Origin of the sequence: Corynebacterium uterequi (assembly GCF_001021065.1) — a bacterium.
Taxonomy (GTDB): Bacteria; Actinomycetota; Actinomycetes; order Mycobacteriales; family Mycobacteriaceae; genus Corynebacterium; species Corynebacterium uterequi.
In genome coordinates this window covers 885,002-907,466 of the sequence record NZ_CP011546.1, presented here as the reverse complement: position 1 = coordinate 907,466, position 22,465 = coordinate 885,002, and the positions used below count along the sequence as shown (strand labels likewise).

At 64.1% G+C, this 22,465-nt stretch carries 16 protein-coding genes and 1 tRNA gene; 8 read left to right on the top strand and 9 right to left on the bottom strand.

The features are described from left to right. Nucleotides 1-9: 9 nt before the first annotated feature. The 4 genes from CUTER_RS04250 to CUTER_RS04235 form a co-directional block, all read right to left on the bottom strand. Nucleotides 10-1,338, bottom strand: a complete 1,329-nt coding sequence (locus CUTER_RS04250) for a homoserine dehydrogenase (protein WP_144412255.1) — start codon at nt 1,336-1,338, stop codon at nt 10-12. 153 nt (nt 1,339-1,491) lie between these two features. Continuing rightward, a complete protein-coding gene (gene lysA / locus CUTER_RS04245) occupies nt 1,492-2,820 on the bottom strand; it encodes a diaminopimelate decarboxylase (RefSeq protein WP_047259367.1) in 1,329 nt (442 codons plus the stop codon). Nucleotides 2,821-2,824: 4 nt separating this feature from the next. After that, the gene (argS, locus tag CUTER_RS04240; RefSeq protein WP_047259366.1) at nt 2,825-4,477 is read right to left on the bottom strand and encodes an arginine--tRNA ligase; all 1,653 of its coding nucleotides are present in this window, start codon (nt 4,475-4,477) and stop codon (nt 2,825-2,827) included. A 71-nt stretch (nt 4,478-4,548) separates the two neighbouring features. Beyond that, nucleotides 4,549-6,207 (bottom strand): L-lactate permease, encoded by a 1,659-nt coding sequence (locus CUTER_RS04235; protein ID WP_047259365.1) that lies wholly within the window; start codon nt 6,205-6,207, stop codon nt 4,549-4,551. A gap of 271 nt (nt 6,208-6,478) precedes the next feature. Between CUTER_RS04235 and CUTER_RS04230 the strand changes: the two genes are divergently transcribed. From CUTER_RS04230 to CUTER_RS04205, 6 genes are all read left to right on the top strand, one after another. Further along, nucleotides 6,479-7,264 (top strand): (Fe-S)-binding protein, encoded by a 786-nt coding sequence (locus tag CUTER_RS04230; protein WP_047259364.1) that lies wholly within the window; start codon nt 6,479-6,481, stop codon nt 7,262-7,264. Further along, complete coding sequence (locus tag CUTER_RS04225) at nt 7,261-8,829, top strand: lactate utilization protein B (protein ID WP_047259363.1); 1,569 nt, start codon at nt 7,261-7,263, stop codon at nt 8,827-8,829. The genes CUTER_RS04230 and CUTER_RS04225 overlap by 4 nt, the downstream gene beginning before the upstream one ends. Before the next feature lie 5 nt (nt 8,830-8,834). Next, the gene (locus CUTER_RS04220) at nt 8,835-9,467 is read left to right on the top strand and encodes a LutC/YkgG family protein (RefSeq protein ID WP_047259362.1); all 633 of its coding nucleotides are present in this window, start codon (nt 8,835-8,837) and stop codon (nt 9,465-9,467) included. Nucleotides 9,468-9,589: 122 nt separating this feature from the next. Continuing rightward, the gene (locus CUTER_RS04215; protein ID WP_052844028.1) at nt 9,590-11,173 is read left to right on the top strand and encodes an alpha/beta fold hydrolase; all 1,584 of its coding nucleotides are present in this window, start codon (nt 9,590-9,592) and stop codon (nt 11,171-11,173) included. A 70-nt stretch (nt 11,174-11,243) separates the two neighbouring features. Continuing rightward, nucleotides 11,244-11,317, top strand: a tRNA-Arg gene (locus CUTER_RS04210). Nucleotides 11,318-11,371: 54 nt separating this feature from the next. Then, nucleotides 11,372-11,680 carry an ArsR/SmtB family transcription factor gene (locus CUTER_RS04205; RefSeq protein WP_052844146.1) on the top strand — a complete coding sequence of 103 codons (309 nt, stop codon included), beginning with the start codon at nt 11,372-11,374 and terminating at the stop codon, nt 11,678-11,680. A gap of 20 nt (nt 11,681-11,700) precedes the next feature. On the opposite strand, the gene CUTER_RS04200 is transcribed toward CUTER_RS04205, so the two are convergent. Further along, the gene (locus CUTER_RS04200; RefSeq protein WP_330217690.1) at nt 11,701-12,210 is read right to left on the bottom strand and encodes a MarR family winged helix-turn-helix transcriptional regulator; all 510 of its coding nucleotides are present in this window, start codon (nt 12,208-12,210) and stop codon (nt 11,701-11,703) included. Between the two features lie 229 nt (nt 12,211-12,439). Here CUTER_RS04200 and CUTER_RS04195 point away from each other — a divergent pair, with 229 nt between their 5' ends. Next, nucleotides 12,440-12,958, top strand: a complete 519-nt coding sequence (locus tag CUTER_RS04195; RefSeq protein WP_047259359.1) for a YceI family protein — start codon at nt 12,440-12,442, stop codon at nt 12,956-12,958. A gap of 103 nt (nt 12,959-13,061) precedes the next feature. Here the strand turns inward: CUTER_RS04195 and CUTER_RS04190 are convergent, their stop codons facing one another. From CUTER_RS04190 to CUTER_RS04175, 4 genes are read right to left on the bottom strand one after another with little or no spacing between them, the layout of a single operon-like run. Next, a complete protein-coding gene (locus tag CUTER_RS04190) occupies nt 13,062-15,698 on the bottom strand; it encodes an AAA family ATPase (protein WP_047259358.1) in 2,637 nt (878 codons plus the stop codon). Beyond that, nucleotides 15,698-16,837 carry a metallophosphoesterase family protein gene (locus CUTER_RS04185; protein WP_047259357.1) on the bottom strand — a complete coding sequence of 380 codons (1,140 nt, stop codon included), beginning with the start codon at nt 16,835-16,837 and terminating at the stop codon, nt 15,698-15,700. The genes CUTER_RS04190 and CUTER_RS04185 overlap by 1 nt, the downstream gene beginning before the upstream one ends. 39 nt (nt 16,838-16,876) lie before the next feature. After that, nucleotides 16,877-17,698, bottom strand: a complete 822-nt coding sequence (locus CUTER_RS04180; protein WP_047259356.1) for an SWIM zinc finger family protein — start codon at nt 17,696-17,698, stop codon at nt 16,877-16,879. Nucleotides 17,699-17,702: 4 nt separating this feature from the next. After that, complete coding sequence (locus tag CUTER_RS04175) at nt 17,703-20,786, bottom strand: DEAD/DEAH box helicase (RefSeq protein ID WP_047259355.1); 3,084 nt, start codon at nt 20,784-20,786, stop codon at nt 17,703-17,705. Nucleotides 20,787-20,925: 139 nt separating this feature from the next. Between CUTER_RS04175 and putP the strand changes: the two genes are divergently transcribed. Continuing rightward, nucleotides 20,926-22,425, top strand: a complete 1,500-nt coding sequence (gene putP / locus CUTER_RS04170; RefSeq protein WP_047259354.1) for a sodium/proline symporter PutP — start codon at nt 20,926-20,928, stop codon at nt 22,423-22,425. Nucleotides 22,426-22,465 lie beyond the last annotated feature (40 nt).

Here is a 22,465-nt window from a genome sequence, read left to right as displayed (position 1 = left end):
TGCCTGCCTTTAGCCGTCGAGTCGGATGACGGAGGTGACCTGCTGTACGTCGTCGAGCTCGGAGAGCCGCTCAACCATGCCAGCGAGCGCGGATTCGGGAGCCTGGTGGGTGACGAGAATGAGGCGGGCGTGTTCGTGGCGCTCTACCTCTTCCTGGCGGACGGTGCGCAGGGAGATGCCGGCGTCGGCGAAACGGGTTGCCAAATCGGCCAGGACGCCGACCCGGTCCTTGACTTGCATGTCGATGTGGTAGCGGGTGGGGACGTCACCGAAGTCGGCAACCGGCAGGTTGGCGTAGGTGTTCTCGCCCGGGGCGCGGCCACCGTGGACCTTGTTCCGGGCTGCCCCCACGAGGTCGCCTAGGACCGCGGAGGCGGTGGGCGCTCCGCCGGCGCCGTTGCCGTAGAACATGAGGGAGCCGGCGGCTTCTGCGTCAACGTAGATGGCGTTGAAGGACTTGGACACGGAGGCCAGCGGGTGCGAGCTCGGGATGAGGGTGGGGTGGACCCGGGCGGAGACCTGCTCGGAGCCGTCCTCGTTGGTGAGGCGTTCGCAGATGGCCAGCAGCTTGATGGTGTAGCCAGCCTTAGCGGCGGCGGTGATGTCGTCGGCGCTGATCTGGGTGATGCCTTCGCAGTGGACGTCGTTGAACTTGACGCGGCTATGGAAGCCGAGGGAGGCGAGGATGGCGGCCTTGGAGGCGGCGTCGTGGCCTTCCACATCGGCGGTGGGGTCGGCTTCGGCGTAACCAAGGCGGGTCGCCTCGGCGAGGGCGTCTTCGTAGGAGGCGCCGGTGGTCGCCATGGCGTCGAGGATGAAGTTGGTGGTGCCGTTGACGATGCCGAAGATTCGGTTGATCTGGTCACCCGCCAGGGAGCGGCGCAACATGCCGACGACCGGGATGGCGGCGGCGACGGCGGCCTCGAAGTAGAGGTCGACGTTTTGCTCGTCGGCAGCGGCAGCGAGTTCATCAGCGTGGGCGGCAACGAGGGCCTTGTTGGCGGTCACGACGGACTTGCCGGCCTTCAAGGCTTTGAGTACCAGTTCGCGCGGGTAGTCGATGCCGCCGATGACTTCGACGACGATGTCGACGTCGTCACGTTCGACGAGCGCGTGGGCGTCGTCGGTGAGCAATGCCGGGTCTACGCCGGGCCGTGGTTTGTCGAGGTCGGACACCGCGACGCCCTTAAGGGCCAGCGGCCCGCCGATGCGGGCCTCGAAAGCGTCGGCATTTTCCTGCATGAGGCGAATCACGTCGGTGCCGACGGTACCCATGCCCAACACGGCTACGCCGACGGGCTGTCCTTCGCCTTTACCGGGGTTAAAGCTGGTGCTCATAGTGATTCTCGGTTCTCCTCTTGTCCCTTTGGGGACCTCACTGACGGTATGTCCGATAGTCTAAACGCCGACCAGCACGGCCCCGTAGCGAGGGGTCATCCATGCGTGGTCGGCGTTGAATATAAATGGCTGGGCGCTGCGGCCGGGACGGAGCTACGCTTCCCTGGCTAGGAAATCGTCGACGGTTTCGCGCCGCAACATGAGCGTGGCACGGCCCCCGCGAACGCTGACGATGGCCGGCTTGGGCTGGGCGTTGTAGTTCGACGACATGGGCTGGCAGTAGGCACCGGTGCCGGGCATGGCGAAGTAGTCCCCCGCCTGGACGTCATCGGGAAGGTCGATGTGGTTGATGAGCACGTCGCCGGATTCGCAGTGGGAACCGACAATCCGCGACGGCAGCTCCTCGCCTTCGGTGAAGCGATTGACGAGGCGGCCGTCGTATTCGGCGTCGTAGAGCGCGGGCCGAATGTTGTCACTCATCCCACCGTCGACGGCGACGTAGCGTCGCCAGGAATGCGGACCGACCTGGGTGTCCTTCACCGCGCCGACGGTATAGACGGTTACCGCGGCTGGGCCGGATATCGCACGCCCGGGCTCGGCGAGCACGATGGGCGGCTCGATGCCCAGCTCTGCTGCGGTCTTGTCGACGGCTGCCAGCAGCGACGCAGCCAGGGCGTCGATGTCGAGCGGGCTCTGGTCGTCGACGTAGGCAATACCGTACCCGCCACCGAGGTCCAGCTTGGGCAGGGTGACTCCCGCCTCGGAGTGGAGTCGCGAGTACAGGGCGAGGACGCGTTCGGCGGCAAGCTTGAAGCCGTCGGCGTCGAAGACTTGCGAGCCGATGTGGCAGTGGAGGCCGACGAGGTCGAGGTTCTCGGCGTTGTGGGCGGCGCGCACTGCATCCCACGCCGCGCCCGAGGCGACGGAGAAGCCGAACTTTTGATCCTCGTGGGCGGTGGCGATCATCTCGTTGGTGTGCGCTTCGACGCCGGGGGTCACCCGAACGAGCACCGGCTGGACGACGTTGTAGCGGCGCGCCAATGAGTCGAGGGTGACGATTTCGTCGGGGTGGTCGAGGACAACCTGGCCGACTTGGTGACGGACGCAGTCGCGAAGGAAACGGTCGGACTTGTTGTTGCCGTGAGCGGTGATCCGCTCGGCCGGGAAGTCGGCCCGCAGGGCGATATCGAGCTCGAATTCGCTGGCTACATCGAGGCTGAGGCCTTCCTCGTCCACCCAGCGGGCGATGGTGCGGGTAAGCAGGGACTTGGAGGCGTAGTGGACGAATTCGGGTCGTCCGAAGGCGCGGGCCATGTCACGGCAGCGGCTGCGGAAATCGTCCTCGTCGATGACCATGACGGGCGTGGCATAGTCTTCAGCCAGCTGGGGCAGGGCCACGCCGGCGATGGTGACCACGCCGTCGTCCTGGCGCTGGGCGTTACGCGGCCACACGTGGGCCGGTAGTTCGTTGAAGCAGTTCATAGGCCTACATCCGCTCCGGGGCGGTGACGCCGACGAGCCCCAGTGCGTTGGCCAGGGTCTGGCGGGTCGCTTGAGCGAGGGCCAGGCGGGCGGCGTGGATGGGCTGGGCGTCGTCGCCGGCCTTGGGCAGGATCTGGCACGTGTCGTAGAAGCGGTGGAAGACCCCGGCAAGGTCTTCGGCGTAGCGGGCGATGCGGTGGGGTTCGCGTAGTTCTCCGGCGGTCCGCACCACGGCCGGGAAGTCTCCGAGGGTGCGAATGAGGTCGCCTTCTCGGTCGGTGGTGAGCAGCGCCAGGTCGGCGTCGGCGGAGCTTACTCCGGCGTCGATGGCCTTGCGGTCGATGGAGCAGAGCCGGGCGTGGCCGTATTGCACGTAGTACACGGGATTATCCGAGGACTGCGACGCCCACAGGCCGAGGTCGATGTCGAGCGAGGAGTCCACGGAAGAACGCACGAGAGAGTAGCGGGCGGCGTCGACGCCGATGGCTTCTACCAGGTCATCGAGGGTAACCACGGTGCCGGCGCGCTTGGACATCTTTACGGCCTTGCCGTCGCGCAGGAGGTTAACCATCTGGCCGATGAGCACCTCAACCTGGTCGGCGTTGTACCCGAGGGCGGCGGCGGCCGCCTTGAGGCGGGCGATGTAGCCGTGGTGGTCGGCCCCGAGCATGTAGATGGCGAGGTCGTGGCCTCGGTCGAACTTGTTGGCCACGTACGCAATGTCACCGGCGATGTAGGCGGCGTTGCCGTCGGACTTGATGACCACGCGGTCCTTGTCGTCGCCGTAGTCGGTGGAGCGCAGCCACCATGCACCGTCGGCCTCGTAGAGGCTGCCGTTGGCTTTGAGGGTGGCGACGGCCTGGTCGACGGCGCCGGACTCGAAGAGGGAGTTTTCGTGGAAGTAGACGTCGAAGTCCACCCCGAATTCGTGGAGAGAGTCCTTGATGTGGGCGAACATCATCTCCACGCCGAGCCGGCGGAAGTTCTCCTGGACCTGTTCGTCGGTGCCATCGAGCGCGCTGTGGTCCAGCTCCTGGATGCGGGCGGCGATGTCGTCGATGTAGGCGCCGGCGTAGCCATTTTCTGGCACGGGTTGACCCTTGGCGGCCGCCACGAGGGAGGCGGAGAAGTTGTTGATCTGGTTGCCGTGATCGTTGAAGTAATACTCGCGGGTGACGTCGGCACCGAGGGCGGTGAGGACGCGTCCGAGGGAGTCGCCGACCGCGGCCCATCGGGTGCCACCGAGGTGGATGGGGCCGGTCGGGTTCGCGGACACGAATTCGAGGTTGATCTTCTCCCCCGCGTAGAGGTCGCTGCCGCCGAAACCGCCGCCCTGGGCGAGGATGGTCGAGACGATGCTGCCCTGGGCGGCGGCACCGAGGCGGATGTTGATAAACCCAGGGCCGGCTACGGTGCACTCGTCGATGGCTGCGTGGGCGGCTAGTCCCTCGGCGAGCCAGCCGGCGAGTTCACGCGGGTTGGTGCCAGCCTTCTTGGCCACCTGGAGGGCGAGGTTCGTCGCGTAGTCGCCGTGCTCCGGGTTACGGGGGCGCTCGACGGTGACGGCCTCGGGCAGGACGGAGGCGTCGAGGTCGTGGCTGGTCAGCGCCGCAGCGGCGGTGTCCTTGATTAGCGAAGCGAGGTCAGCTGGCGTCATAGCTCACAGATTCTAGCGACCTGATGCCGTGCTGACCTCGCAGAGGTGGCCCTAGCGGGCTGGCGGTTTTCTTAGACGACCATCCAACCGAGGACGGAGGTGGACTGGAGGAACACCAACAGGCACATGAGCGCCAGCAGGCCCACGGAGTACTTGAAGGCTTCGGCGGTGATCTTGGCCTCGCCGCCGTCGAGCTTCGCACTGGCCGCAGCGAGGGCAACGGTCTGGGGGCAGACCATCTTGCCCGCGACGGCGCCGGCGGAGTTCGCCGCAACGAGCAGGTGCTGTTCCACGCCGATGGCCTGCGCAGTCTGGGATTGCATCTGGGCGAAGAGGGCGTTGGAGCTGGTGGCGGAGCCGGTGACGGCGGTGCCCAGCCAGCCGAGCATCGGAGACAACAGCGGGAAGATGGCGCCGGTGCCCGCCAGCAGGGCGCCGATGGCGGCGGTCTGGCCGGAGAAGTTCATGACGTAGGCCAGGCCCATGACGGCGGCGATCGTGAGGTAGGACAGCTTCATGCGGTTGAGGCCGATGAACAGCTCTGCGAAGCCGGCGCCAGCGCTCAAGGGGCGGTCCTTGGTGGACATTGCGACGTAGACGATCACGGTGATCACGCCGCAGAAGAACAAAATGGTGCCGGGGTTGGACAGCCAGTTGAAGTTGAAGATGGTGCTGGTGATGGGTTCGCCCTGCTCGTTGACGAGCTTCCCGTACAGTCCAGGCCACTGGATCTTGAGGTCCGTGGAGGACAGCGCTGCGGGGATGTCCACCCCGATACGCCACAGCTTCGTGATAGCGAAGACCACGACGATGAGGATGTAGGGGAACAGGGCGAGGGAGGCGTCCCTGCCGGACAGGGTGAGCGAGTCCGCGTCGATGGCGGAGGCCTGCTCGGCCGGCGTCTTCGGACCCCACACGGTGAGGAAACCGATGCCGCAGATCAGCGAGATGAGGCAGGCGACGACGTCGGTGAGCTCGTAGGCGAAGAAGTTGGAGGCAAGGAACTGCCCGCCACCGAAAGTGGTGCCCAGGACGATAGCCATCGGCCAGCACTGTTTGATGCCGCGGACGCCGTCCATGATGAGGCAGAGAACGAAGGGGACCACGAAGGCCATGACGGAGAGCTGGCGGCCGGCCATGGCGGCGACGACGGTCGGGTCCAGGCTGGTAAGCCCGCCGGCGGTGGTCACGGGGATGGCCATGGCGCCGAAGGCGACCGGGGCAGCGTTGGCGACGAAAGTCACGATGACGGCCTTGAGCGGCTCGATGCCGATGGCCACCAGCATGGAGATGACGATGGCGATGGGCGCGCCGAATCCGGCGAGGGCCTCGAGGAGGCCGCCGAAGGCGAAACCGATGAGCATGGCTTGGACGCGCTTGTCGCCGCGGCCGATCTTGGAGAAGATGACGCGCATGTCCTCAAAGCGGGAGGACTTCACGGTGAGGTCGTAGATCCAGACGGCCATCCAGATGATGAAGACGATGGGGAACAGGCCGAAGGCGACGCCCTGGGTCAAGGACAGCAGGGACAGGCCGACGGGCATGCCGAACGCAGCAATGGCAACGATGAGGGCAACGACGACCGAGAGCAGGGCCGACGTGTGCGCCTTGAGCTTGAAGCCCATAAGAAAAACGAAGAAAGCGGCGAGGGGAACGATGCCGGCGAGGGCGCTGAGCGCCACGGAGCCGGCGACGGCGTCCGTCGCAGCGAAGAATGTGTGGTTGTCCACGAAGTTCCTTTCACACCCGAGGTGGTGGCGGAGGGCGGGCGCCCTTACGTCGGGCATTCTAAGCCAGCTGTCAGCCGGGCTCATACTTTCTGGCAATCCCCCGCCTCGGGGGTGGCCCCTGGTGGGGCGGGAGAGCGTGATTCCCCGCCCCACCAGCACCCCATTTAGGAAACATTTTTGTTCCTAAAAATAGGGCGTGACGTCGTGTTTCCCCCCATTAGACCACAGGTATGATTTCCAACAAGACCAGTTCTCTCCATGAAGGAGTTTCATGAAAGTCGCGTTGTTCTCCACGTGTATCGGTGATGCACTATTCCCGGACGCGTCGAAGGCCACGGCGTTGATCCTGTCCCGTTTGGGCCACGAGGTGATCTTCCCGGAGGGCCAGACCTGCTGCGGACAGATGCACACCAACTCCGGCTATCAGAAGGAGGCGGCCGGCATCGTTTCGTCGTACGTCGACGCCTTCAACGACCCGTCGATTGACGCCATCGTCGCCCCCTCCGGTTCGTGCATCACCTCCGTGCGCAAGCACAACCTCCACGTCGCCGAGCGCTACGCCTCCCCCGCCGTTGCCCGCGGCGCGGCCGAGGTAGCCACCAAGTCTTATGACATTTCCGAATTCCTCGTCGACATTGCCGGTGTCACCAACGTGGGTGCGTTCTTCCCCCACAAGGTCACTTACCATTCCTCCTGCCACGGCCGCCGCATGCTCAAGCTCGGTGACCGCCCCTTCCGGCTGCTGGAGCAGGTAGAGGGCATTGATCTTGTCCCCCTGGACAATGTTGAAGAATGCTGCGGCTTCGGCGGCACCTTCGCCATCAAGAACGCAGAGATGTCGTCCGCCATGGTCTCGGACAAGGTTCGCCACATTAAGGATGCCCAGGTTGAGTACGTCACCGGCGGCGACTCCTCGTGCCTGATGAATATCGCCGGCGCCCTGTCCCGCCAGAAGACTGGCGTCCGCGCCATCCACCTCGCCGAGATCCTGGCCTCCACGAAGGAGCACCCGTGGTCCCCGGTTTCGGCCGCGTACTCCAAGGAGGTTTCCCTGTGAGCCCCGTCAACCTCGGCACCCCGACGCTCCCGCCGCACGCCGATCACACCCATTCCAACCTGCGCTTTAACAAGAACTCCTTCACCAAGTCCGCGCATGAGGAATTGAATAACGCCACCCAGCGTCGAAACCTCAACCACGCAACGACCACCATCCGAGCCAAGCGTGCTCGTGTCGTCTCGGAGCTCGACGACTGGGAGGCCCTGCGCGAGGCGGGCTCTGCCATTAAGCGCAGCGTGGCCGCCCGCATGCCGGAGCTGCTGGAGCAGTTCGAGGCCGCCGTCACCGCCCGCGGTGGGCACGTCCACTGGGCGCGCGACGCCGCCGAGGCGAACCAAATCGCTCTCGATCTGGTCAAGGCCACCGGGGAGACAGAGGTCATCAAGATTAAGTCGATGGCCACCCAGGAGATTGCGCTTAACGAGAACTTTGAGGCCAACGGCATCACCGCGATCGAGACGGACCTCGCGGAGCTTATCGTCCAGCTAGGCGAGGACTACCCCTCCCACATCCTGGTCCCGGCTATCCACCGCAACCGCGCGGAAATCCGCGATATCTTCGTTCGGAAGATGCCGCACACCGACGAGACCTTGCCGGCCAATCCGCCGGAGCTGGCCGAGGCCTCCCGCGTGTACCTGCGCAACAAGTTCATGAACGCCAAGGTGGCGATCTCCGGCGCGAACTTCGGCATCGCCGAAACGGGCACGGTGACCATCGTCGAGTCCGAGGGCAACGGCCGCATGAACCTCACCATGGCCGAGACCCTCATCACGGTCATGGGCATTGAGAAGCTCCTGCCTACCTGGCAGGACCTCGAAGTGTTCCTGCAGTTGCTGCCGCGTTCCTCCACCGGTGAGCGGATGAACCCGTACACCTCATTCTGGTCCGGGGTCACTGAGGGCGACGGTCCGAAGAACTTCCACATCATCTTGCTGGACAACGGCCGCACCGCGGTTCTGTCCAACCCTGTTGGTCGCGAAGCGCTCAAGTGCATCCGCTGCTCGGCGTGCCTGAACTCCTGCCCGGTGTACGAGCGTGCGGGCGGCCACGCCTACGGCTCCGTCTACCCGGGACCGATTGGCGCCATCCTCACCCCGCAGCTGGCGGGCATGGACTCGGTCCACGACGTCACCGCCTCCCTGCCGTTCGCGTCCTCCCTGTGTGGCCGTTGCGATGAGGTGTGCCCCGTTAAGATCCCCATCACGGACATCTTGCTGGAGATGCGCCACCAGAAGGTCAAGAAGTTCTCTCCGAAGCCGGAGGCCTGGATGATGCGCCCCGTCGCCTGGCTGTGGAAGAACCCGGGAATGTGGAACAGGGTGACCCACTTGGTGGCCCTGGGCCGGGTGTTGGGCGGTTTCAACAAGACCATCGAGGTGCTGCCCCCGCCGGTCAGTGGCTGGTCCGCCGGGCGCAACACCGCCATTCCGCCGAAGCAGTCTTTCCGGCAGTGGTTCGCCTCCGACGAGGCCAAGGCGCTGCTCGAGGACGCTCGTCGTACCGGCTTGCCCACCAACGCGCTGTCCGCCGATGCCGCCGCGTCCGAACCGTCTGAGGAGAAGTAAAGGCAATGTCTAGCGCAAAGCAGGAAATCCTGGCGCGTATCCGTAACGCGCAGAAGCTGTCCGGGACCCCCGCCTCCGTCGAGATCCCCCGCGATTATCACCGCGGCGGCGACCTCAACGCCGCCGAGCTGCACGAGATGCTCGTGGATCGCCTCATCGACTACAAGGCGGACGTCCACGTCACCACCGCCGCCGACTTGGCTTCCTCCCTCGTTGCCGTCCTAAACGAGCGCGAGGCAAAAGACGTCGTCTATGCCCCGGGCCTCGAGGCGGAGCTCTTCGCCGACTTCGAGGGCCAGGCACGCCCGGACGACGAAGCCGCCGATCCCCGCGCGCTCGACGCCGTCGACGCGGTGGTCACCGACTCCCTGGTCTCCTGCGCTGAGACCGGCACTATTGTGCTTGAGTCTGGCCCCCTGTGCGGGCGGCGCGCTCTGTCGCTCGTCCCCGACCGTCACGTGTGCATCGTCCGGGAGGACACCGTGGTCCATCGCGTGCCCGAGATGATCGCTCGGATGTCCCCGGCACACCCGACCACCATGATTTCCGGTCCTTCCGCCACGTCCGACATCGAGCTCTCCCGCGTGGAGGGCGTTCACGGTCCCCGCGACCTCATCGTCGTGGTGGTCCGTGGGTAGATTCCCGATCCCGCTACAGCGGCGCTGCTAACCTTGCTCCCAAGTGTTGGCAGCGCCGCATTTTTATGAAAGGACTCTCTATGGTTACCCCCGCCTCCCGCCCACGCGCAGCAGGTTTCCTGATGGCCGCAGTCACCAGCGCGGGCATCATGGTCACCCCCGCGGTGGCCGAACCGGCGCCCACGAGCGTCGTTTGGGAGGAGTGCCCGCCTCAGGTCACTGAGCCCACCGCCGAGTGCGGGCGCGTCGAGGTGCCGCTCGATCACGCCCGGCCCGACGGGGAGAAGATTTCGGTGGGGTTCCTCCGGGTGCCGGCGAGCGATCCGGCGCAACGACGGGGCGCTCTTTTCGGCAACCCGGGTGGACCCGGCGGCGACGCCTACTCATTCTTCGGTAACGATTCCACCTTCCACTTCCCTGCAGAGCTGCGGGCGGAGTGGGATCTCATTGCCGTCCAACCTCGCGGGCTGGCTGGGTCCACACCGGTCGATTGCACCGTCCCGCCCGCGGATGCTGAGGCCATTGCCGCCCGCGGCGACGGGGCATTGGCGAAAGCTACGTGCGATCATCAGCATCCGGGCCTGACGGACGTGCTCACCACGTCGCAGACCGCCGATGACTGGGAGTCCGTGCGTCGCGCTTTGGGAGAAGACACGATCTCCCTACTTGGCCTGTCCTACGGCACCTACCTCGCCAGCGTCTATGCCTCTCGCTACCCGGAGCACACCGGCCGGGTAGTTCTCGATTCGGCGATGGCGCCGTCGACGGCCTGGAGCCAGCTCTTCGTCGAACAGCGTCGAGGCTACGCCTACGCAATCGAGGACATGTTCGCCTTCTTTGCCGATAACGATGACCGCTACGGCCTGGGCACAACCCCGCTCGCGGCCTTCCAACGCTGGTCGGACGTGGTCGCGCAGGAGTCCGGCATCCACCCGTCGACGACACCGCCGCCGGCCACCGACGAAGACATCGCGGAGGTCTTTGGCTCCTCGGGGCCCGAGATTGCGGGGTCTTCCGCGGCCGATATCGCCACCGAGACGGCGACCCTGCGTGCTCACATCACGACGGTGATCGACCGGCTTTCGGCGGGGCTCAGTGAGGGCCAGCCGGGCCACCTCACCTCCCCCACGTATCAGCTGCTCTGGTTGGTTCTGCCACGTCCCGAGCTGTGGGACGGCTTCGCGAAGCAGATAGCCGACCCGCAGTCGCCGGAGGAGGCCGGGGCTCCGACCGAGGAACAGCTGAAGGAGATCATCAAGGCGCAGGTGAACGCGTCCGGAATGCAGCAGATGGTGGTGTGCAACGAAAACGTCTCAGGCGGTAACCCGCTGCTCATCCCCGCTTTGCAGTGGGCCACCCGCTATACGGTAGACCCCCGGGACATCATTCACCTGGGGTACGGTTCGGGCTCCCTGTGCGCCGGCATCGAGCCGGTCGCAGCTCTCCCGACGCTTGATGGGTCCCGCCTCACGGATCGTCCCCTGCAGATCTCGGGTACCCGTGATCCTCAGACGTTGTACTCTCGCCACGAGGAGCTCGCCGAGGCCATGGGGGCTCACGTTGTGACCGTCGACGGCCCGGGTCACGGTCACGTGGGCTTGCACAACGCCGCGGTGGACGACGTGGTGGTGCGCTATCTTCGCGGCGAAGAAGTCACCGTCGACCGCCTCCCGGGGGTTGATCCGCTGGTGGTGGCCGTCGAGTAGGCGGCCGACGTGGGGAATTGGGCATCCGGGTTGAAGGTGTTACACTTCCCTCTTGTGACTTAGTCACAATGTCTCCGTAGCTCAGAGGATTAGAGCACTGGTTTCCGGTACCAGGGGTCGCAGGTTCGAATCCTGTCGGGGACACTTTTTTATTGCCCATATCCTGGGCGCTAGGTGGAACTATTACACTGAATGATTATGAGTCGATCGGTTCCCGAAAATCTGCTTGCGCTCGCAGATACGTGGTCCCCCCTCTTTAAGGTGTTGGGCGATCCCACCCGGCTACGCCTCCTGCTGACCATGCATTATCTGGGCCCGGGGAGCGCTAGCGTATCCGAACTGGCAGAACTCACCGGGTTACGCACCGCCACCACCTCCGCCGCACTCAAGCTCATGCAGCAGAGCGGTATCCTCACTGCGGAACGCGACGGCAGGCAAACGTTCTACTCCGTAGCCAACTCGGAGGCGCACACCCTCCTCCACCACATCGGAGGAATACACGAGTAGTCGCGCGGCCGGAGTTCCCCCTAGTCCAACGGAACGTCGGAGCACAGACGGCCGGCGAACCCTTCGGCACCGGGGACGTTACTCACCGCCAAGACGGCCTCGCAGTAGCTGCGCATGACGCGCGCTTGCTCTTCGGTCATGTGGTCAAACGCCACTCGACGAACCGACTCCACATGTTCGGGAGCCGCCGCCTTGAGTCGGCGCATGCCGTCATCAGTCAGGGTGACGACGACGCCCCGGGCGTCGCCCTCACTCTTACGCTTCAGGACCAGGCCGCGACGCTCCATACGCGTGATCTGGTGGGAGGTGCGGGAACGGTCCCAGTCGAGCTTGACGCAGAGATCACGCAGCCTGAGCTGGCAGTCACCGGCCTCGGAGAGGCATACGAGCACGGAGAATTCAGAGGTGGAGAGTTCACTCCCAGCCTGCAGCGTGTCATCCATAACCCGATCAACCTTCCGGGAGGCAGCCAGCATGAGGCGCCAGAGGCTCTGCTCTTCGTCGTTCAGCCATCGAGGTTCACTAGTCACAACGAGGATCCTAGCGACACCGGACTGAAAAACCCAATCCTGACCGGAGTGAAATAACCCCACACGCTGGACTTTCGGCATCACTGAAATTAAATCAGCCAGATTAGTTGACACGTCTACAGAACCGTGTACCATGGGTACCAGCAACAACGAAGGCCGCAGCGCCTCCCCGTCATTGCTAGGCAAACCCTTAATTGGTAATCGACAGCAACTATCTGAGGAGACTTCCATGACCGACTTCAACGGCACCTACACCCTGGACCCGACCCACACCACCGTTGGCTTCATTGCCCGCCACGCGATGATCACCAAGGTCCGCGGCTCCTTCGACGAGTGGACCGCCGACGTCACCATCGCCGATAACGACTCCACCATCAAGGTTGTTATCAAGACGGATTCCATCAACACCCGTAACGCTGACCGCGACGGCCACGTGAAGGGTGAGGACTTCTTCGACGTTGAAAAGTACCCGGAGATGACCTTCGAGGCCACCAACGTCGATCTGGTCGCCGGCAAGGTCGAGGGCAACCTCACCATCAAGGAGACCACCAAGCCGGTCACCCTCGACGTGGAGGTCGCCGGCTCCGAGGTTGACCCCTGGGGCAACACCCGCGTCGGTTTCGAGGCCACCACGAAGATCAACCGCAAGGACTTCGGCGTTGATTTCCAGGCCCCGCTGAACTCCGGTGGCGTCCTCGTCTCCGAGAACATCACCATCGAGATCGAAGGCTCCGCCATCAAGGCGTAAGTCCCTTGGCCGACGACAACCGCCGGCCTTCTCACTGTTACGACGCCCACCGCAGGTCATCCGTTCAACGGGTCACCGACGGTGGGCGTCGTTGTGCCGCAGGTTAGTCGGTGCTCTTGAGAGCCGACATCGAATAGTCAGCGGCCGGCACGATGGCATCGTAGCGTTGCCGAAAACACGTCAGGACAATCACCTGCGAGCGCTGCCCCACTTTCTTGAACAGCTGGGCCATCACGTCCAGTCGCTCGGGGTCCGTCGACCCCAGTGCGTCATCGATGATGACGGGCATGGGCTGACCGTCCTCCGACGCGCTCACCATATCTGCAATCGCGAAGCGGGTCATGAGGGCGAGCTGTTCCTTCGCCCCTCTGGAAAGGCTGTCGATATCGATGGCCTGGTCACCTACAATGCGGCGCTGGACGCCGAGCTTGTTGTCGAAGTCGAAGGACACGGACGGCCCGAAGACAGCGCGGGCGTATCCGGCCAACGCCTCCGCGAAGGGCCGCTCGTAGGCGTCCCGTGCCTCGTTGTGGTAGCGCTGAAGGGTCTCCTTCAACCGCTGGGCGACCTTCGCCTTGTGAATCTCCCGGTCTAGTGCCTCCTGCGCATTGGCCTTCTGAGCCTCGGCGTCGGCGAGTCGCTCCGCCGTTCCGGCCGCCAGCTCGATCGACCCTTCCAAGCGGCTCTTCTCTACGGCTGCATTGTGCTTTCGCTGAGTTAAGGAATGGAGCTTGGCGGCGGCTGCCTCCTCGGCGGCTCGCTTGGCATCGATCTGCGCCTCGTCGAGCAGCTGGCGGGCCTGCGCCTCGGCAGCTTCGGCCTCAGTCACTTTCGTCCGTGCCGCGTCAGCCGCCTGAGTCAGCTCTTCGGATGTCGTTTCTTCCTCCGCGGCAGTCAACTCACCGGCCACGCTTTCCCGGGTCGCACTCGCCTGTTCAAGCAGAATATCGAGCTTCGTTAAGGCATCGCGGCAGGGACGTTCGCTTAGCCCCGCAACGCGGCTATCGGCCAGTTCCTCAGCTTCCTGCGCGAGTTTGAGGGCTGCCTCCGCGGTGACGACGGCGGCGGCCGCCGTCGATGCATCGACAGTTTCCGGCGCGTCGGCGTCATCCTCCTGCTGAGCCAACCTGCTCGAAAGCGCCTGGAGCTCGGCACGAAGATCTGCTGGATGATGACCGGCCAGCAGGTTCCGACGTTGCTCTCGTAGCTGCTCGGCTGCGTGCGCGGCGTCTTCATCCTCACGGTGACGCTGTCGCAGCTCGTCGACGTCCGTCACCCCGTAGCGGGCGAGCACCTCACCTAGCTCCTCCTCGGCTCGCCGCACCTCCTCGAATGGGGAGTTATCCCTCTCACCGGTGTGATACGTCCCTGTGACGTCGCCGATGACCAGGGTGGTCCCGTCCTTGAGGGGAATCTCCGACGGCCCGTCGACGGAAATCTCCGCGCCGTCGACGGTCACCGTGGTTGGTTCCGCGGCGTTGAGAATCAGGTGGGAGGCTCGGCTTTCCGCAATGCGTCGAGCGATGCGCACCTCGTTCTCGGCTGCCTCCCCGGCGCGGACATGAGCCGCGGTCACCGGCTCTGCGGCCAAGGCAGCGGTGGCCTGAGCCACACGGGCGTCGAGTTGATCCAGTTCAGCGAGCAGTTCGGTCAGCTCGGTCTTCCGGGCACGGTCCGCCACCGTTCGTTCTAGGCTCCGTGCAGCGTCAAGCTGGCCTTGTGCGTTGCGTAAGGCCAATCGCGCCGCCTGCCGCTGGGTGAGAGCCTCATCGACCTTTTTTGCTTCTTCCGTCGCAGCCGTCGTCGCCACAGCATGTTCGCCTTGTAGGCGGGTTAGCTCGCGGGTGGCCGTCGCCAAGGCATCACGAAGCGCTGTTCGGGTGGTCGCGGCCTGCTCGGCCCGCTCGCAGTCCAGGCGGAGCGTCGAACTAGCCAAGGCAGCCCGGTCGAGGCTTGCTTGGAGCTTCTCCGCCTGCTCTCGGTTGAGCGTCGCCTTTCGCAATTCCTCCTCTACCTTCGGCAAAGCGCGGGCACAATCGCGCAGCTCTCGTTCTGTGCGCGTATGATCGGCGACCCACCGAGAGAGCCTGGCCTCCGCGTCTGCCGCCTCCGCGAAGAGGCGTTCCCTTAGCGCCAGCTCCTTCTGGAGGTCCGTGATCTGCTTTTTGTACCGTCCCTGTTTGGTGAAATAGGTGTCATATTCATTGTCGACTGCCGCCATCAGCGCCGAGGCTTCGGACACTCCGCCGTCGCCGCCGTGAGCATCCTCCAGGAAGGTGCTCACCGCGGTGAGCCCCAGAGCGTCGATTGCGGCGAGTTGATCCCCCTGCTGCATGAACAAGGTGTCCCACAGATCCCTGTCCAGATGCTGCGAGACGATGTCCTCGAAACGCTGCTCGGCCTGTCCCCCAGAGAGGTTTTCGATGCGCGGCTGATGCACAGTGAGCTCGCACGATTTCGAGTTGACGTATCGCTTTGCGATGGTGAGCTCATAGGGGCCGACGTGGATCCGGGCGGAGATACCGACGGGCACGTCACGCCCGACCGGCTGGACGGCCTTAATCTCCTTTTTCGTGGAGGTGTGCTTCACGGTGAGGAGCAGGCTCAGGGCTTCGAGGATGCTGGACTTGCCCTGCTCATTGTCGCCATGAATGATAGTCACGCCGCGCTCGGGCAAATCACGAATCTCAAGGTGGTCGATGTTACGGAAGTTATCGATGGTCAGCGAGTGGATGCGCATTAGCGCTCGACCTCCTTCATGAGCCGATACATGAGGTTGAGGGCGTCATGGGCCACCGGATCGTCGTCACTGGCCAGCTCTGTCACCGCCGCGCGCGTGACGGCGCCGACCGCAAGGGCATCGAGTTCCTCCGGCGTCGGTTGGGTGAGGAGATTGTGCAGGCGGACACGTTCGTAGAAGCTGGCGAAGGACGGGGCGAGTGCACCCATCTCCGCATCCAGGTACTCCCGGTCGCGCAAACTCAGCACACCGGTGAGGGAGTATTTAATCATGGTGTAGTTCTTGGCCGGGTAAGCCCGTAACCGCGACAGCCAGGCATCAACGTCCGCTCGGGAGTTAAGCTCGGCCGCTAAAGCGTCAAAGGTCCATTCCCCAATGCGGTGCTTGACTACGGTGGCGTGTCGCCCATCCACCCCGGAGGTTAGGGTCACCACCAGAGCATTCCCGGAGTCCGACTCGCCACCACCTGCGGTGGAATCGTCCCGGAAATCCGTGGTCTCCGGCGCTCCGGAGTACCATGTTCTCCCGCTCTCGCCGAGCTGCCGGGTTGAATGCGTATCGCCGAGCGCAAGGTAATCGATGGTGCCGTCCGCGATGCGCTCTTCGACGTACCCGAGATCGATGAGATTGGGGTGGCTAGCGTCGCCGAAAGCCTCCACTGCGCCGTGGCCGACCGCGATGCGGATCGTTGCCGACGGTGTCAGTGGCTCAAGTGCCTCCCGTACCAGGTCAACGGCGGAGTGTTTCGTTAGCAGCGGGGCGCCGACAAGTTCCACGCCGTCGGCCACCGTCTGGGGAACGCTGTCGCGGATGACGTGCACATTAGCCAGCGGCTCGGTGTGCTTAAAGATGTTTCCTGCTACCAGTGGATCATGGTTGCCGGGGAGAAGATAGACCGGCACTTCTAGCGCGGAGAGAGCGTCCGTCACTCTAGAGGTGACCTTCCGGTCCAGAGAATTGGCGTCGAATACATCCCCGGCGACGACGATGAAGGCCGCGCCCTGCTCCCGGGCCAGGTGGCCCAGCTTGTCGATGGCCCGGAGCCGGGAGTTATCAAAGACCCCCTGCTCCTCGCCCAGCCGCCGATGCCGCATCCCCATCTGCAGGTCAGAGGTATGGATAAAGGTTATTTCTGTCATAATCACAGTCCTAGCATCGAGCCATGACACCTTACCTAGCTAACGCGTCAAATGATCGAACATATCTTCGACATCGGAGACGGCTCGCAGCTCGTCAATACTCGTATAGGAGACGTGCCTCATAGCCTTGTGCAGCAGCGTTAAGTCGCTGGTAGACAAGGTGGACTCCTTCTTCGGCTGAGGCAAGTCAGGCAGCGGACCACCGGCCCAGAAGTCCCCGGCCGGGGACTCCACCATCCCACGGGCTACCTCCTCGGAGCGCTCAACCACGTCTTTTTCGACCCCGTCGAGCGTCAGACCGCGCAGGGTGAAAATGATGGAAGGATCGGAGTCCATCTTTGCGGCGACGCATTCGGCCACTGCCACAATGTGCTTGCACGCCGTGACCGGATCCGGGCAGTCACAGCCGAAACGGGCGTCGTGAGCGTCGGCCCAGAGCAGCAGGTTGAGAATATCGTCGCTAATGATGCCCCGGCGCGCCCGGCTCAGCCCGCTCGGAGCGGAGGCCAGCAACTCCGAGACCTCAGCAAGCTGCTCCTTGGAACGATAAGGCAGGATGATGGACGTGAGGAAGGGGTCATTTTGAGATCCTGCTACGCGGCCGTGGATGGCCCCTGGGAGGAACTTGAGATCCACGACGTGCCCGGCGGCGGCGTAGTCGCGCCCGCGGGCGATGCGGCCTTGATCGCTTCTGCTAAGAACCGCTTGCATGAGCCGCAATCCTGCCAGGCCATGCTGCTCTGGTGCGGGCCGTTGAGGCAGCTCTGAAGCGTCGCGGACCCGGGTTTTCGCGCCGAAGTTGGCGTAAATAACATTGCCGACCCGCGGCCGGGCTGTCCTATCGGGTTGTTTCTTAGACATCAGCCTATTCCTCCCGGCCGCGGTAGCTAATCAGTTGCGCCAACTGGTCCGGATCGAGTTCCGTGATCCACCCTTCTCCTTCAGTGATAACCGCCCCGGCAAGCTTGGTCTTGCCGTCGAGGATATCTTGAATGGATTCTTCCATCGTGCCGACGGTGATCATCTTGTACACTTCGACGTCCTTGCCCTGACCGATGCGGAAGGCCCGGTCGGTTGCCTGGTTCTCCACGGCCGGGTTCCACCAGCGGTCCATATGCACCACCATCGACGCGGCGGTGAGGTTCAGCCCAGTGCCGCCGGCTTTGAGGGAGAGAATCATGGCGCGCGGCCCGCCTGGGCGCTGAAACTCGTCCACCATGGCGTCGCGAGCGGTCTTGGTTGTCCCGCCGTGGAGGAAGGGAACCGGGTGTCCTAAACGCTCGGTGAGAAAAGGCTGCAGGATCTCGCCGAACACGCGGTACTGAGTGAAGATGAGCATGCGTTGGTCGGTGCGGACGGCCTTGTCCAACAGCGTCATCAACGCGCGAACCTTCCCGGATCGGTGGCGCCCACGGATCGTAACTGGGGACCCATCCCCCAGGAAGTGCGCCGGGTGGTTGCAGATCTGCTTGATTCGGGTGATGGTGGCCAGAACCAGGCCGCGGCGCTGCATACCTTCGCGTTCTTCGATCTCCTGGGCAACATTATCGGTGAGCGCCTGGTAAAGCGCGGCCTGCTCCGGGGTCATCTCTACCCGCAGTATGGTCTCGTTCTTTTCCGGGAGGTCATCGATGATCGTCGTATCCGTCTTGAGCCGGCGCAGAATGAACGGCGCGATGAGCTGCCGTAACCGGTCCGCCATCTCCCCGTCCTCCTCGCGTTCGATCGCTTTCGCGAAGTGGTTCCTAAAGAAACTCGCCGAGCCGAGAACCCCAGGGTTGACGAAGTCAAGAATGGAGCGCATCTCGCTGAGCCGGTTCTCCACCGGGGTGCCGGTGAGGGCCACTCGATGACCCGAAGGCAGCGATCTGACGGCCCGTGAGGACTTAGTTCCGGAGTTCTTGATCGCCTGGGCCTCGTCGAGAACGACGCGGTGAAACAGCGTCGCGCCCAGTTCGCGGTGATCACGGGTCACCACACCATAGGAGACAATAACGACATCTGCCTCGGCCATGGCTCGGGCGAGGGACACACCGTGGAGGCGGTGGGGACCGTGGTGCACGTGGACCCGCAGCGACGGGACGAACCGGCTCGCTTCTTTCGCCCAGTTTCCGACGACGGAGGTGGGGGCGACGACGAGCGTCGGCCCCGTGAGCTCGCCACGGTCCTTTTCGACGGCCACCAGGGCGAGCAGCTGCAGCGTCTTACCGAGGCCCATATCGTCGGCGAGGACGGCGCCCAGTTTGTTACGCGCCATCCAGTACAGCCAGTCGACGCCACGTCGCTGGTATTCGCGCAGCTCGGCGTGGACGGTGTCGGGTATGGCGATGCGCTCGGGGGCTGGCGTCGTTGGCCCGCCGAGCAAGGCATTGTGCCAGCTGGTACCGGTGAACTCGATGGGATCATCAGCCGTCGATTCCACCGCGAGTCTTCGCAGTTCGCTGAGCGGCAGCGTGCCGAGGGCCGAGTTCTTCTCTGCGAGCTCGGCCTCCAGGCGCTCTGCTTCAGCGAGGCGCTCCTCCCATTCGTCGGAGCCGAGGGACTTGAGCAGTTCGGCGTTCATCCGCAGGTTGGTGATTTCCTCGGTGATCCGTTTAGTGGAACGCGTTTCCAGCTCGGACATGTAGGAGCTGACGCGCCGGATGGCCGCGGCGTCGGCAAGCACCCATTGCCCACGCAGACGAATCAACCCCGACTTCGACGCCACGAGCTCAGCCATCTCTGCGTCGGTGAGCTCGACGTCGCCCACCGACATCCGCCAGTTGTAGTCCATGAGCTGATCGAAGCCGAGAAGCGATGGGCCAGCGGCGTCGTCGACCGCTCGCCGCGTCGACAGTGAGGCCTTCGTGTCGGCGACACTCCAGGCCTTGGGCAGCATGACGATGAATCCCAGCTCGCGCAGCTTCTCGGCGTCTTTGGAGATGAACGTCACGACGTCGTCCGTGGAAAGGTAGGTGTCCCAATCACCTTCAAACTGATGGCCTCGGCGCTCGTAGCTGGACTCGTCCATGGGATGGCTCAAATAGTCGACGAGGCTGGTCACCGCAGTGGCGGTCATGTACTTGCGGCGCAGGGTGTCCTTCGAGGCGGCGTCGAGCTCGGAAAGATGGATCGGCTGCGGCGAACCCGTGCCGGAACGCACGAGGGCTCGGACCGGCCAGGTGGCATCGGCGGGATCGGTCATCTCCTCGTTATCGGCCGGCGGCTGTTCGACGACGAAGAGCAGCTGCACATCCACCGCGGCGACCGATGCCCTCCAGTCGTTGATCGCACGCAAGAGCCCGGGCCCGCCGCGGCGCAAGGCGGAACTCGTCATGAGGGCCTCGGCGAAGTCGTGCCACGGGTAGGGGCGGGGGGCCGAGTGAAGATCAGTCAGCAACGAGTTCGTGACCCAGTGAACCAGGTCAGTCGTGAGGTCTTCCGCCAAACTGTGGTTATTCGCGGTGAGGATTCCCGGCGCGGCATTGATCATCTCGGCTACCCAGCCGCGTTCACCCATACCGGTCGCCAACTGCCACTGGGGATACCATGCTCGGTCCGCGTAGTGCAGTCGGATGGTCACCCGTCCTGCCTGGGCGAAAATCTTCATCCCCACATACATGCGGATCAGCCACCGCAGATCGGGAGCGAGGGAGTTCCGTTGTTCCCGAGTAGCGGCTGGATGCTCCCCGTCGAGGTAAGCCAATAGCCCTAGCCATTCAATGGCGCGTTCCGGGGCAATTGCGGCCACCGGCAATGCCAGCTCTACATCGCGGCCCTTGGGGGTCTGCAGTTTGACGCTCGTTCGGTGCCGGAACATGGAATCCCGGAGCAGGCCTTCCACGGCCGGGGGGAAAGTTCCGTCCGGGACCGCGGAGGGCAGGACGATGCGGTGACCGTCGACCTGCTCTACCCACAGGCAGAGACCTAGGTCTGCTAACCAGAGTCCGTGGAGTAGATGCGAGGCCATACGAACATTTGTACCATTGTCTGCGCTCATGGCAACGCCTATGCCCGACAATGGCGATAAATCCAACGTTTCCCCTGCCCCCGTGGGCGCCGGACAGGCGGTGAACTACGATAGTAGGACTTCACTTTAAGGAGGCTTCATGCAGGAATCGGCCTGGTTTATCGCCGCGATCGTCCTCTACCTCGCCGCCATGCTTGGCATCGGGCTCTGGGGGTACTCGAAGACGCGGGCCTACTCGGATTACACCATCGCGGGCCGGGGCTTACCGCCCTTCGTCGCCGCCCTCTCAGCCGGCGCCTCGGACATGTCGGGGTGGTTGCTCATGGGCCTTCCTGGAGCGCTCTTTGTCACCGGGCTGTCGGAGGCCTGGATCGCCATCGGTTTGACCGCTGGCGCCTGGGCCAACTGGACCTGGGTGGCCCCGCGGCTACGTGCCTACTCCGAGGTGGCCGGCAATTCAATCACGATGCCTAGCTTCTTCGAGAACCGCCTCCAGGACCGTAGCCACCTATTGCGGATCACGGCGTCGCTCATCATCATTTTCTTCTTCGTCTTCTACGTGGCCTCCGGCATGGTTGCCGGCGGCAGGTACTTCGAGGCCACCTTCGACGGTAGCTACCTCACCGGCATGCTCATCGTCGCCGCCGTCACCATCGCGTACACATTCTTCGGCGGCTTCCTCGCGGTGTCCTACACGGACGTTGTGCAGGGCTTGCTCATGTTTTCTGCACTCGTCGTGGTTCCACTCATGGCGATTGCCGCCTTGGACTCTCCAGCGGATCTTGTCACCTGGGCGACGACGCACCCGTACGGCCCGCACCCGGAGGGAAACCCCACGTACTTCAACATGTTCGCCGGAGTGTCCGCGGCCGTCATCATCGGCAACCTTGCCTGGGGCCTCGGCTATTTCGGTCAGCCACACGTCCTTATTCGTTTTTTCGCCCTGCGTTCCCCCGGCGACGCTCGCCGCGGCCGCCTGTGGGGTATCTCGTGGATGGCGCTGTCGATGTTGGGCGCGGTCTTCGTCGCCATGGCCGCGACGGCATTCTTCGCGCAAAACGACGCCATCTCGGTGACGGACCAGGAGAACTTCGAGACGATCTTCTTAGACATGGCCCGGATTCTGTTCCACCCGCTCATCGCCGGGCTCATCCTCACTGCCGTGCTCGCAGCAATTATGTCGACGATGTCCTCCCAGCTGCTGGTCGTGTCCTCCTCCCTCGTGGAAGACCTCTACCGGCTTCTAACGAAGAAGAAGCCATCCGACGCCTCACTCATGACGCTTTCTCGGGCCGCAGTTGTCCTGGTGGCAATCGTGGCCCTCGCCCTGTCGGTACATCCCAATGACTCGATCCTCGGCCTTGTTGCCTTCGCCTGGGCCGGATTCGGTTCCGCGTTTGGTCCCCTGGTGGTCATCTCCTTGTATTGGCGCCGTCTCACCACCGCTGGCGCCCTCGCCGGCATGGTCGGCGGCGCGGTGACGGCCGTCGCCTGGTCGGTAGCCGGACTCAGCTCAGTGATGTACGAGATGGTGCCGGGCGTGGCGGTCGCGGTTCTGCTCATCGTCGTGGTTTCCCTGCTGACGCCGGCACCGTCGGCGTCGGTCACCGAGGAGTTCGACGCCGCCCGCCAGCTCTAGTTCTTATCCATCCCCGCGGCCGAAACCTTCCCAAGAGGGA

Excerpts from the sequence above, each read along its gene's own strand:
- CUTER_RS04250 (WP_144412255.1), bottom strand. The coding sequence starts at position 1,338 with ATGAGCACCAGCTTTAACCCCGGTAAAGGCGAAGGACAGCCCGTCGGC.
- lysA (WP_047259367.1), bottom strand. The coding sequence starts at position 2,820 with ATGAACTGCTTCAACGAACTACCGGCCCACGTGTGGCCGCGTAACGCC.
- argS (WP_047259366.1), bottom strand. The coding sequence starts at position 4,477 with ATGACGCCAGCTGACCTCGCTTCGCTAATCAAGGACACCGCCGCTGCG.
- CUTER_RS04230 (WP_047259364.1), top strand. The coding sequence starts at position 6,479 with ATGAAAGTCGCGTTGTTCTCCACGTGTATCGGTGATGCACTATTCCCG.
- CUTER_RS04220 (WP_047259362.1), top strand. The coding sequence starts at position 8,835 with ATGTCTAGCGCAAAGCAGGAAATCCTGGCGCGTATCCGTAACGCGCAG.
- CUTER_RS04215 (WP_052844028.1), top strand. The coding sequence starts at position 9,590 with ATGGCCGCAGTCACCAGCGCGGGCATCATGGTCACCCCCGCGGTGGCC.
- CUTER_RS04205 (WP_052844146.1), top strand. The coding sequence starts at position 11,372 with ATGAGTCGATCGGTTCCCGAAAATCTGCTTGCGCTCGCAGATACGTGG.
- CUTER_RS04195 (WP_047259359.1), top strand. The coding sequence starts at position 12,440 with ATGACCGACTTCAACGGCACCTACACCCTGGACCCGACCCACACCACC.
- CUTER_RS04190 (WP_047259358.1), bottom strand. The coding sequence starts at position 15,698 with ATGCGCATCCACTCGCTGACCATCGATAACTTCCGTAACATCGACCAC.
- CUTER_RS04185 (WP_047259357.1), bottom strand. The coding sequence starts at position 16,837 with ATGACAGAAATAACCTTTATCCATACCTCTGACCTGCAGATGGGGATG.
- CUTER_RS04180 (WP_047259356.1), bottom strand. The coding sequence starts at position 17,698 with ATGTCTAAGAAACAACCCGATAGGACAGCCCGGCCGCGGGTCGGCAAT.
- CUTER_RS04175 (WP_047259355.1), bottom strand. The coding sequence starts at position 20,786 with ATGGCCTCGCATCTACTCCACGGACTCTGGTTAGCAGACCTAGGTCTC.
- putP (WP_047259354.1), top strand. The coding sequence starts at position 20,926 with ATGCAGGAATCGGCCTGGTTTATCGCCGCGATCGTCCTCTACCTCGCC.